Annotated in this window: 8 protein-coding genes and 4 pseudogenes; 7 read left to right on the forward strand and 5 right to left on the reverse strand. The window is 62.6% G+C overall.

Annotation, left to right across the window (positions count from 1 at the left end; genetic code table 11):
• A partial coding sequence (locus E4Q08_RS25315) for an L-threonylcarbamoyladenylate synthase (RefSeq protein WP_308240114.1) occupies window positions 1-511 on the reverse strand: 511 nt, incomplete at its 3' end.
• Window positions 478-774: an L-threonylcarbamoyladenylate synthase gene (locus E4Q08_RS24720; RefSeq protein ID WP_252396613.1), complete on the reverse strand. Its 297-nt coding sequence runs from the start codon at window positions 772-774 to the stop codon at window positions 478-480. The genes E4Q08_RS25315 and E4Q08_RS24720, both read right to left, overlap by 34 nt.
• Here E4Q08_RS24720 and E4Q08_RS26490 point away from each other — a divergent pair.
• The 7 genes and pseudogenes from E4Q08_RS26490 to E4Q08_RS11460 form a co-directional block, all read left to right on the forward strand.
• A pseudogene (locus E4Q08_RS26490) lies at window positions 761-964 on the forward strand (IS91 family transposase); the annotation flags it as partial. The gene E4Q08_RS24720 and the pseudogene E4Q08_RS26490 sit on opposite strands and share 14 nt — an antisense overlap.
• Before the next feature lie 2 nt (window positions 965-966).
• Window positions 967-1,271: pseudogene (locus tag E4Q08_RS25745) on the forward strand (F0F1 ATP synthase subunit alpha); the annotation flags it as partial.
• Window positions 1,272-1,447: 176 nt separating this feature from the next.
• Window positions 1,448-3,859 (forward strand): type I restriction endonuclease subunit R, encoded by a 2,412-nt coding sequence (locus tag E4Q08_RS11440; protein WP_372703637.1) that lies wholly within the window; start codon window positions 1,448-1,450, stop codon window positions 3,857-3,859.
• A 20-nt stretch (window positions 3,860-3,879) separates the two neighbouring features.
• Window positions 3,880-6,121 (forward strand): annotated as a pseudogene (locus tag E4Q08_RS11445) (type I restriction-modification system subunit M); the annotation flags it as partial.
• Between the two features lie 512 nt (window positions 6,122-6,633).
• Window positions 6,634-7,500 carry a hypothetical protein gene (locus tag E4Q08_RS11450; protein WP_169070489.1) on the forward strand — a complete coding sequence of 289 codons (867 nt, stop codon included), beginning with the start codon at window positions 6,634-6,636 and terminating at the stop codon, window positions 7,498-7,500.
• Window positions 7,501-7,517: 17 nt separating this feature from the next.
• Entirely contained in the window at window positions 7,518-8,723 is a 1,206-nt protein-coding gene (locus tag E4Q08_RS11455) for an AAA family ATPase (RefSeq protein WP_169070490.1), read from the forward strand.
• Window positions 8,720-9,310 carry a DUF4276 family protein gene (locus E4Q08_RS11460; RefSeq protein WP_034910870.1) on the forward strand — a complete coding sequence of 197 codons (591 nt, stop codon included), beginning with the start codon at window positions 8,720-8,722 and terminating at the stop codon, window positions 9,308-9,310. The genes E4Q08_RS11455 and E4Q08_RS11460 overlap by 4 nt, the downstream gene beginning before the upstream one ends.
• A 600-nt stretch (window positions 9,311-9,910) precedes the next feature.
• Here the strand turns inward: E4Q08_RS11460 and E4Q08_RS11465 are convergent.
• From E4Q08_RS11465 to E4Q08_RS11475, 3 genes and pseudogenes are all read right to left on the reverse strand, one after another.
• A pseudogene (locus E4Q08_RS11465) lies at window positions 9,911-10,126 on the reverse strand (ISKra4-like element ISTvi1 family transposase); the annotation flags it as partial.
• An 86-nt stretch (window positions 10,127-10,212) separates the two neighbouring features.
• Window positions 10,213-10,887 carry a hypothetical protein gene (locus tag E4Q08_RS11470; RefSeq protein WP_169070492.1) on the reverse strand — a complete coding sequence of 225 codons (675 nt, stop codon included), beginning with the start codon at window positions 10,885-10,887 and terminating at the stop codon, window positions 10,213-10,215.
• A gap of 180 nt (window positions 10,888-11,067) precedes the next feature.
• On the reverse strand, window positions 11,068-11,567 hold a 500-nt coding region (locus E4Q08_RS11475), incomplete at its 5' end, for a Sua5 family C-terminal domain-containing protein (RefSeq protein ID WP_308240116.1).

Genomic DNA, 11,567 nt, shown 5'->3' on the forward strand with positions numbered 1-11,567 from the left:
GGTCGGCGACCGCCGCCCAGGCCGGCGTTGCCGGAATCTCCTCGACGATGATCAGCTCGGCGTCGGCCTGATCCAGTTCACGCAGGGCGGCGTAGAGCGCACTGGCGTAAGCGCGGGGGTTGGCCGGCAAGCAGCGCCAGGCGTGTGCTGCCGGCGTGGCGGGCAACCGACTGTGACAGAGTACGGCACAGCGCCGACCCGTGCTCTGCAGAAGGTCGATGACCTCAACAATGCGCGCGGATGGCAGCAGGTGCAGCGGCGTCGTCGGCGCGTAGTGTGCGGCCAGCGAACCGGGAACCCGCGGCATAGCGGCGTCCGGCGGACGAGTGACGATCTGCGGCATGACGCCGATGACCGTCGCGATCTGTTCGGGAGTGACCCGCCCCAGGCGCAGCAGACGCGGCGGCAGCGACTCGGCGGGTGTCAGATCGAGAATCGTCGACTCGATGCCGACCGGGCAGCGGCCGCCGTCGAGGATCAGGGGTACGGCATTGCCGAGTTCCGCGCGCACATGTGCGGCTGCGGTCGGGCTGATGCGACCGAAGCGGTTGGCCGACGGCGCGGCGATGCCGCACATGCCGGCCAGCCCGCCGCCGGCACGCGATAAGCACGCAGCAGGTTCAGTGCCAGGGGGTGCGCTGGTACGCGCAGGCCGACGCTGTCCTGACCGCCGGTAACGACTATCGGCACTGCCGCCGCACGCTTGAGGATCAGGGTCAGCGGGCCGGGCCAGAAGGCTTCGGCGAGTTCCCAGGCGAGCCACGATTTTCTCATTGCCTGGTCATGCAAAGGTCGTGGTGTCTGTCCCGCTGGCAACCCCCGGCGAATGGTCGAAACCGCTGCCCATCTGGCCGACCCCGTTTTTCCGCGGTTGCCGGTCCGCCAGTGGGTGCTGTCGGTTCCCAAGCGGCTGCGTGATCCCCTCGAACATGATCCGGCGATCGAGACGCTGGCGTTGCGCATTTCTCGCGATTGGAGGCTGGCGTCGACGCCAAAATCCGGCGCGGCCGGCTGCTGCGGGAGATCCTCAAGCAGGGGGAACGCCTCGCACCCCTGTCGCCGGAACAGCAGCTGGCCTGGCTGGTCGCCTACCACGAGAGAGTATTCGACGCCCTGGCGGGTGCAGCGGTCCAGGAGCGGCTGGCGAGACTGCTGCACTAGGCGGCGGCTGGGGCGCCCGGGCTGGCTGCGGGCTGGCTGCGGGCCGGGATGCGTGGCGGGAGGCCGTCGCCGGCTGGTTGCGGGAGGCGGGCGATGAGCCGCCGGCGTGAGATTGCCAGACGACTGGAGGCGCTGTCCGATACACTAATAGCCTCAACGTGCTGAACCGGGAGAGTAAGGAGTGGCATCAGCCGAGCGCAGCGAAGCTTCAACCCGCACTGAACTGATCGACGCCCAGCTGGCGCGCGCCGGTTGGTCGAAGAGCCGACGAACACTCGTTGAAGAAATGATCCTGCATGTCGAGCAACCCGATAGCGCGTATCGCCATGGGCAGTTTGCCGATTACGTTCTGCTGGGTTCCGATGGTCAGCCTCTGGCCGTTGTCGAGGCCAAGCGAACGTCTCGCGATGAACTCGTGGGCAAACGCCAGGCGGCCGATTACGCGTCTGCGATCAAGACCCGGTTCGGAATCAATCCGTTCGTTTTTCTTACCAATGGCAAGGAAATCCAGTTCTGGGATCTTGACCGCTACCCGCCGAGAAAGATCGGCGGCTTTTATACGCGCGACGACCTGGAGAGGCTTAGGCACCAGCAGCGGCACGCACAGCCGCTCCAGGACGTCGCGATCAACCCCAGCATCGCCGGTCGGGACTACCAGAACGAGGCGATCCGCCGCGTCACCGAAGGCATCGATGCCGCCAAACGCAGATTCCTGCTGGTCATGGCCACTGGCACCGGCAAGACCCGCACAACCATAGCCCTGGTCGATACCTTGCTGCGTGCCAGACGAGCGCAGCGTGTGCTGTTCCTCGCCGACCGGCGCGAACTCGTTCGCCAGGCCATGTCGGAGTTCAAGTCGTATCTTCCGAACGAGAGTCTCGCGCGCATCGAGAACGGCGAAACCTCTGGAGCACGCATCCAGTTTTCGACCTACCCCAGCATGATGCGGGTGTACGATCGCCTGTCAGTCGGGTATTACGATCTGCTCATCGCTGACGAGAGCCATCGCTCGATCTACCAGCGCTACAAGGCCATCTTCGATCACTTTGACGCCATCCAGCTGGGCCTCACCGCGACGCCGACCGACTACATCGACCACAACACTTTCGAACTGTTCGATTGTGGCGACGGCGCACCGAGCTACTACTACAGCTACGAGCAGGCCATCGAGGACGGAAACCTCGTCAACTACCGGGTTCTGGACGCCCAAACCAACTTCCAGCTCAAGGGCATTCAGGGCGATGCACTGCCCGAACCCTTGCAGCAGATGGCTCGCGACCAGGGTGTGGAACTCGACGAACTCAACTTCGAAGGCAGCGATATCGAGAAAGGCGTCGTCAACCAGGGCACCAATGATGCCATGGTGCGCGAATTCATGGGCAAGAGCCGCAAGGATATTCGTGGCCTGCCGCACAAGGCAATCATCTTCGCCGTCAGCCACGCACACGCCAAGCGCTTTTACGAAAGCTTCAACCGGCTTTACCCCGAGCTGCAGCGCCAGGGCATGGCCGAGATTATCGACAGCCATATGGAACGTGCCGATGCCACGCTTGACGACTTCAAGTACAGAAGCATGCCGCGGGTCGCGATCTCGGTCGACATGCTCGATACGGGCATTGACGTGCCGCCCATTCGCAACCTCGTCTTTGCCAAACCGATTTTCAGCAAGGTCAAGTTCTGGCAAATGATCGGACGCGGCACCCGCCCGTACACCGACAGGACCACTGGCGAGGTCAAGCAGGACTTTCTGATCATCGACCACTGGAAGAACTTTGCCTGGTTCAAGCTCAAGCCCGATGGCGAAGTGGATCACCCTTCCGAGCCGCTACCGGTCAGGCTTTTCCGCTTGCGACTCGAAAAATGGCACTTGCTGCATGCCCAGCGGGAAAACACACAGCCTGTCGTCGATGAACTGCAGACGATGTTGGCCGCGCTGCCACGGCAGAGTATCGACGTGCGCCCCCACTGGGACGAACTCGACGCGCTGCTGCAGCAGTGGCCAGCCCCCAGCCAGGCGGTGCAGGAGCACCTCGGCAAGACCATCGCACCGCTCCTGCGCCTCGCCCCGCTGGCCACGCTGCAAGGCACCTTTGCACCCTTGATGCGCTACCGAATTGCGCTGCCCAGCACGACGGTCGAAATCGACCTGCCCGACACCATCACCCAGCGCTGCTGGATCATCTACGGTCCCACCGGTGAGGGTGCCTTTGCCGCAAGCTATCGGGAGCAGGTCGAAGCGCTGGTCCGTCGTCTGGCAGACCAGTTGTCGGAACTGGCCAGGCTCAAGAAAGGCGAAATCCTTTCGGAGGGCGAACTCGAGCGCGTCAGCCAGACGCTCAACCAGGCCGATCTGTTTGTCACCGAAGACACCTTGCGCAAGGCCTTTGAGGCGCCGGCCGCATCACTCGCCGATTTCTTGCGCCACATCCTCTGCCAGGACGCGCACTTGCCGAATCGCGAGGAGCGCGTCAATGCCGCGTTCGATGCCTTCATTGCCCAACACGGCTACCTGCGCGCCAATCAACTCAATTTCCTGCGTGCGGTGAAAGCCGCGGTGATGCGGCATGGCCGCATCACCCGCGCCGCGCTCAGCGAACCGCCGCTGTCGCGCATCGGACGCGTCGAGGCGATCTTTCCCGCGCAGGATATTGAAGAACTCGTCGACTTCGCCAACCGGTTGGACGCGGAAGCGGCCTGAACCAAACAGGAAAACCTTAGATGCTAGCTCCACAAATCAAGAAAAAAAGTCGATGAACTCTGGAACCGGTTCTGGTCCGCCGGCCTCACCAACCCTCTGGTGGCGGTCGAACAGATCACCTATCTGCTGTTTCTCAAACGACTGGAAGACATCGACCTCAAGCGCCAACAGCGGGGATTCCCGTCGATCTACGCCGGCAAGGAGAACTGCAAGTGGAGCTACATTCGCCAGGAGAAGACCAATCCCTCGCACCTGATCGAAGTGGTATTCCCCTGGTTGCGCGAACTGGACAAATACTTCTCCAGAGCCAGCGCCGAAGGCACCGAGCTGGCGAGCCTCAACAACCGCATGGCCGATGCCTACTTCCAGCTCGATCCGAACAAGGGCAAGGTCCTGTCCGATGCCATTGATACCATCGACCAGCTCTTCGCCCGTGACGGTGGTAGTTCCGCTGCCCAGGACATCATGGGCGACACCTTCGAGTACCTGCTCAGTGAAATGGCTACGGCGGGCAAGAACGGCCAGTTCCGCACCCCGCGCCATTTGATCCGCTTCATGGTCGAATTGCTCGACCCCGAGCCCGGTCAGCGCATCATCGACCCGGCCGCCGGCACCGGCGGCTTCCTGTTCAGCGCCCAGCAATACCTGATGCGCAAGTATTCGGCACCCGACAACCTGGTGCTGGAATGGGATGGGGCGCCGCATCGCACCGACGCCGCGGGTGCCAGCAAAGCCCAGTACAAAGCCATACACCATGGCGGCAACTTCGTCGGTCTCGACAACGACCGGACGATGGCGCGCATCGGCTGGATGAACCTGATCCTGCACGACCTGACCGATCCGCACCTGCTGCAAGGCGACTCCCTGAGCAAACGCGACGGCAAGCCAGAGTTGGCGGAACTGCTGACGTCCGAGTCCTACCATTTCGTGCTGGCCAATCCCCCGTTCACCGGGACCGTGGACAGCAATGACCTGGAGAAGGACAGCAAGCTTTTCCCCCGTGCCGCCGACAAGGGAAAGAAGAAGGACGACGCCCTCACCAACAAGAGCGAGTTGCTGTTTCTGTGGCTGATGCTCGACCTGCTGCAAATCGGCGGGCGCTGCGCGGTCATCATTCCCGAGGGTGTGCTGTTCGGCAACACCGACGCGCATGTGCGGCTGCGGCGTGAACTGCTCTCCGAACACGTCGTCGAAGGCGTCATCTCGCTGCCCGGTGGCGTGTTTCAACCCTACACCGGCGTCAAGACCTCAATCCTGCTTTTCAGGAAGGAGACGCGCCGCGACGAGAAGCAAAGCTTCACCGGCCAGAACCCGAGAACCGAGTACGTGTGGTTCTATGAAGTCGAGGAGGACGGTTTCTCGCGCGATGCCAAGCGCAATCCCCGTCCAGGCCAGCGCAACGACCTCTGGGATGCGCTCGTCAAGTTCAAGGTCTGGCTGGCCGAAGGCCGCAGCGGTACCGAACTTCTTTCGAAGACCTTGTTGCAGCCGAGCTTTCGCGCGGAGCGCTGGCGGCAAGCGTTGCTGCGCGATACCGGCGACAAGCTCACGCCGGCAGGTCAGGCGTTTTCGTCGTTGGCCGACACCAGCATGTGGGACGGCCAGGTGTGGAACCTGCACGAGCTGTTTCCCGAGTTGCCCGCCGATCCCAGGGCAGCCGAAACGCAGGTGCGCGAGGCCGCCAGCAAGGCGCTCGAAGACCTGGTGATTCGGTACTTCGCCGCGCCCACCAGGCCGGTATGGCAGAAGTGGAGCAGCACAGGCACCGCCATGGATGTAGAGATGTCCCGGTCCGAGTGGCAAAAGGCCATCAAGGTCCCGCAACAGGATTTCAACCGCGTGGCGCGCGAGGTCGAGCGTTATTTCGAGGCCGAAGATGGTCCCGCGCTACCGATGTGGAAAGAACTGGTCAGGGAAGCCCGCAACGCCGGCTTGTCCTGGCACGAACGAGCCATCACCGAAGCGCCCAAGGTGCAGTTTGGTGAACATGAGCCGGTAGCTGACTTGGCTGCTGCATTGGAGACGATCGCTCGCGAAGTCGCCAAGCTGGACGGCTTTGACGTGACCTTGCGCAGCCTGGCGATTGACCAGGTGACGCCGCTTACCGAGGCTAAGCATTGGGTCGTTCCCGTGCGTAAATGGACGCGCAGTGAGGAATGGCAGTCGGACGACGGCACGCTTAAAGGGTCACACGATGCCGACAACGGCCAGGTACGTTCGCAATACGTCGAAGCCATGCTGGCCGCAAAGCTGTACGACGAAAATCGTGATGGTCGAGAAAACGCCGGACGGATCAAGCGTACGTTCGGTGGACCAACAGACCTTCGCCACCGACCCGAGCGCCTTGATGATGACCGTCTTCGAGGCCGACGACAGCATCGGCAAGCGGGCGCAAGAGTTCATCGAAGGCAAGCTGCGGCAGGCGACGGGGACGCCTGCCGACATTCAACAACTGGAACAGCTGATCGCACGAATGGGCTCGGGTTTCTACCGCAGCGAGTTGCGCACCCTGCTGAATACCTGGCGCGGCGACGGCAATGCTTAGGCCAATCGTGCAGCCCTTTTGCGGCGCTGCGCTGCATGCCTGTCGCCGTCTGCAAGAGCAGTTGCTGGCTTGGTTATGCGATCCGGCAGTCAGCGCCGGCGAGATTACGCAGGCCAACCTGCAGCCCACACGCGTGCCGACGCAGATTGAAGCGGATTGGCTGTGGCACTTCTTGCAGAAGGCCGATGGCGGTCGAGCACTCCTGGACAGGGCACTGGTGATTGCGGGGATGTCCCTCGCCGAGAAGGCCGCCTTGCGCACCTGGGGACAGGCAGTCGCGGCGCTTGCTTTCCAGTTCCAGCCGAACCCGCCGGCCTGGCCACGGAGCAAGCCGAAAATCCCGGACGCCGCCTGGCAGGCCTTCAGGGAACTGATGGAAGCCTTCTACCGGAAAGGCCTGCGCAGCGGCTTGCCCTACGCGGCAAACGGTACGCCGGTGAGCAGCGGCGGAATGACCTATGCAGGGTTTCTACGGGCGTTTCGAGCTGCACACCAACTGAACCCTGTCGCCCACGCCAGAGAAGTGTGTGTTCTATGCGGCGGGCCTCTCGGTCAGACGCCTGAAGTGGACCACTGGATCGCCGTGAGTGCCTTTCCGCTGTTGAGCGTGTGCGCAGACAACCTCCTGCCAATTTGCGGCGAGTGCAATTCAACGTCAAACGAAGGTGATCAACCGGTGCACACGCAAGGGGTTTTTGATGACTGGTTCCACCCGTACCTGCGTCCGGGACACGGCGCCTTGCATCTCGACTATGTGCTGCAAACGCAGTCGATCACCTGCGCGGCTACCGATGCCGCGGACACGGCAAGGGTGACCAACCTTGACAAGCTGCTGAACCTGGCAAGCCGGTGGACCCGCGAGTTCAAGGCCGAGTACGCGAAGCAGCAGAGCGTGCTGATTGGCCGCGAGAGGCGTCGGATAGCTCGTGGTCAGGCAGAACACACGCAGGCGGAAATCCGGGCACATCTGCTGACTGTGCAGGACGAGCTTGTAGCCACGGAGCCGTTCCACGAAGTGCATCGAGTTTTGTGCGCAGCCATGCTCGAACAGTCCAGAGTGGCAGCTTGGCAAACCGAGTTGGGCTTGGTCACATGAACCAAGAAGGAGCAGGAATGATTGATCCGGTTTTTCTCACGCGTGTGGTCCTGCGCAACTACAAGAGCATTGGCTACTGCGACGTCCGCCTCAACCCGCTCACCTATCTGGTGGGGGCCAATGGATCGGGCAAAAGCAATTTCCTGGACGCCCTGCACCTCGTACGGGACGCTCTGGCCGGTTCTCTCGACAATGCCCTGAACGAACGTGGCGGATTGAACGAGGTACGGCGGCGCTCCAGTGGTCACCCGACGAACTTCGGCATCCGGCTGGAGTTCGCGTTGAGCAACGGGCAAGCCGGCCACTACGCTTTCAATATCGGCGCGCTGGCGGGCCGCGGCTACGAGGTACAAAGCGAGGAGTGCGTACTGGGCAGTGTCGGCAAGGGTCCGTTTTTCCGTATCGAACGCGGCAACCTCAAGGCGAGCAGCGAGACGACCTTTCCAGCGGTAACCGCCGATCGTCTGGCGCTGGTGGCCGCGTCGGGCATGGCGGTCTTTCGCCCGGTGTTCGATGCCCTGACGGCGATGGGTTTCTACAACCTGAATCCGAAGTTGATGCGCGAGCTGCAGAAGCCGCAGGAGGGGCGCTTGCTCAAGCCCGTGGGGGAAAACATCGCGAGCGTGATCGGACATCTGGAACGGGTCGCTGCTGACAGGTTGGAGATCATCCAGGAATATCTTCAGACGGTCGCGCCGATGGTTCACGGCGTCGAGCGCAAGCCGATCGGGCCGATGGAAACCCTGGAGTTCCGCCAGGACATGGCTGGGGCAAAGCATCCGTGGCGATTTCCAGCGCAGAACATGTCCGACGGTACGCTGCGAGCGCTCGGTGTGTTGACGGCGCTGTTCCAGGGAAACCGCGATTACGCCCCATCGCTGGTGGGTATCGAGGAACCCGAAACGGCACTCCACCCGGCCGCCAGCGCGGCCTTGCGCGAGGCGCTGGCGCGCGCCTCGCAAGACACCCAGGTCATCGTCACGAGTCACAGCCCGGACCTGCTCGATGATCTGTCCTTGAGTGCCGACGCCTTGCTGGCAGTGGTTTCCGAGGGCGGCGAGACGCGGATTGCACCGTTGGACGAAGCCGCGCGCATGGCCATGCGCGACCAGCTTTTTTCGGCCGGAGAACTCCTGCGCCTGAATCAACTGGCGCCTGATCGGGCGGTGCTTGCGGCCCAGGCACAGGAACAGGCCGATCTGTTTGGCGAGGTCGAGCCGTGATTGCAGTCGCCGCGATCGTCGAGGGCGCCGGCGAGGTGGTCGCACTGCCAATTCTGCTGCGACGGATCAACGCCTGGCGCACTCCGGATGTCCATTTGCAGGCGCTACCGCCGATTCGCGTTCATCGGGATCGATTCCTGAATCGGCAAGATGAGTTCCGCCGGCACTTGCTGCTGGCAGCCGCCAAGTGTGGCGAACAAGGCTGGATTCTCGTGCTGCTCGACGCCGATGATGACTGTCCGGCTGAGTTGGGGAAACAGATTCTCGAGCGAGCAACTGCATACGTTCCGCACCGCCGGGTGTCGGTCGTGCTCGCCAACAGGGAATACGAGGCCTGGTTCATCGCCGCGGCTGAATCGCTCGATGGCCAACGCGGTTTCGCATTCAAGCCTGCTGAAGCGATTGATGCTGAAGGTCCGCGCAACGCCAAGGGGTGGATCACGGCGCACATGTGCGGCGGCAGTTACGGGGAAACGACCGACCAGCCGGCTTTTTCGGCGCGCATGGACCTGCAGCAGGCGTTCGCCCGCAGCCGATCTTTTCGCAAGCTTTGCAGCGAGTGGACAAGGCAGATGGCCTTTGCATGAGCAGGGTTGCGGGAGGCGGGCGATGAGCCGCCGGCGTGAGATCGCCAGGCGGCTGGACGCCCTGTCCGATATCGGCGGCATCCTGTCGGCGATGAAAGGCCTGGCGCTGATGGAGACCCGCATCCTGAGCGGCTCGCTTGAAGCAACCCGGACCACGGTAGTTTGGAACTGCGGAACATCCAGGACAGCGCGCCAGGCAACCAGTTCTGCAGGAATTCCATGGCCAGACTCAGCAGGCTGCCGAGCAGTAGCGCGACGAGGGTTGCGGTCCAGCGCCCGCCGGGCAGTCGGCGTAGCGCCAGCGCCACCAGAAGAAAGCCCAGCGGCACGTAGGCAAGAACGTTGACCATCAGGTCGAAAACTGTCCAGTAACGCGGCCAGGCTGCGTCAATGAACTCCAGTGGCGAGACGCCGAGATCGCGCCAGTTGGCGAATGGATACAGGCTCGCGTAGATGATCAACACGAGGTAAGCCAGCGCCAGATACCTCGACAGCCTCAACAAACGTGCGGGTGGCGGCGCAGGGAATTCGTCGGCCCTGGCAGGAGCTGAGGGTGACAGTCTGGTCCGGGTGTGATCGAAAGTGACGGTTGCAAAGACCTCAAGCAGCCAAGGCGTCCCAATACCGATCCCAGCTGCCGTTTGCACGGGTGACGCGGAGGTTCAGCATGGCTTGGGCGTTTTCTGGTTTCCACCAGGCGCCTGGTAGTTTGAGGCGTTTCTGAATCACATAGCGATGTGCGCTCTCGACCTCGCCCGAGCCGATAGGCAAGCCGGCTTGAATGGCGGCCTGATAGTCGAATTGCCCTGGGCGGTTGATCAGATCACGGTAAGAAGTCGACGAGGTACTTGCATCGCGCACCGAACTGACGCTCCATCTGATCTTCAATCCAAACTGCGCCGTCACCCAATCCATGGATAGGGCTGCGCTCGTTGAAGCCGGCAGCTATCGCCAGCCGCAGGATGTCGGCTCCTGCGGCTGCGGCATCGCCCAAGGTGACCGCGAAGGTGGGCGCTACTTCGCCAGCACGTCGGATCATCGACCGCTTTCCTTCTTTCCAGAATCGTTGCCGCCGCTCCATTCGCAATGTCGATCCCGTCATGCTCGCGAATCTTCTCCCGAACCTGGGCAAATGGAACGTCAGCACCCAAATCGGTGATGGCCCTCTGCAGCCGTGTGGAGTATCCCCGGCAAGAAATGCCCGCCTGGCTCTGAAAGGGCCGGCACAATTTGCCGCCTTCCTTTGTCCGGTAGGTCTGCTCTTCCACCGTCACGTCTCCGAACGTGCAAGTCCAGTGCAGTTTTTTTACCTCGCGAACAACCCCACCCTTTGCTTCCAGCCCGACTGCAGCCTCATTTGCAGTCTTCCGGCCCCAGTCCTGCATGACCTCAAGCCCCATTTGGCGGAGTTCTTCAATCGCTCGGCGCTCTGCTTCGTCTGCTCGTCGCCCGTCCCCTGAGGCGTTTTCGACAACATCCAGCATCCTTTCCATCCGAGCTTTTAAGGCCGGATGACGTTCCAACCGCTCCGCAACGGTTTCTCGCTTGCCCACCGCAATCTTCCTCTCCAGATCCATGGCATCTCTCCGATAAGGTCACCCTATCCGACTATACACGTTTCGTGCCTGCCGCCTCATCCCACTGCCTCCTTCGAGTCACAACGCTCCCGTGACTTTCGATTGCACCCGTCTGGTCCCGGATTTTGCTGGGCCAGTCCAGTTCTACCTTCAATTTGCCGATCCCGGCTGTATAACGGATCAGGCGCCTGATGCGCCGCCACCGGCTGCCGCGCGCTGCAGACGGTCGGCGACCGCCGCCCAGGCCGGCGTTGCCGGAATCTCCTCGACGATGATCAGCTCGGCGTCGGCCTGATCCAGTTCACGCAGGGCGGCGTAGAGCGCACTGGCGTAAGCGCGGGGGTTGGCCGGCAAGCAGCGCCAGGCGTGTGCTGCCGGCGTGGCGGGCAACCGACTGTGACAGAGTACGGCACAGCGCCGACCCGTGCTCTGCAGAAGGTCGATGACCTCAACAATGCGCGCGGATGGCAGCAGGTGCAGCGGCGTCGTCGGCGCGTAGTGTGCGGCCAGCGAACCGGGAACCCGCGGCATAGCGGCGTCCGGCGGACGAGTGACGATCTGCGGCATGACGCCGATGACCGTCGCGATCTGTTCGGGAGTGACCCGCCCCAGGCGCAGCAGACGCGGCGGCAGCGACTCGGCGGGTGTCAGATCGAGAATCGTCGACTCGATGCCGACCG

This window comes from Candidatus Accumulibacter contiguus (genome assembly GCF_012940005.1).
Lineage (GTDB): Bacteria > Pseudomonadota > Gammaproteobacteria > Burkholderiales > Rhodocyclaceae > Accumulibacter > Accumulibacter contiguus.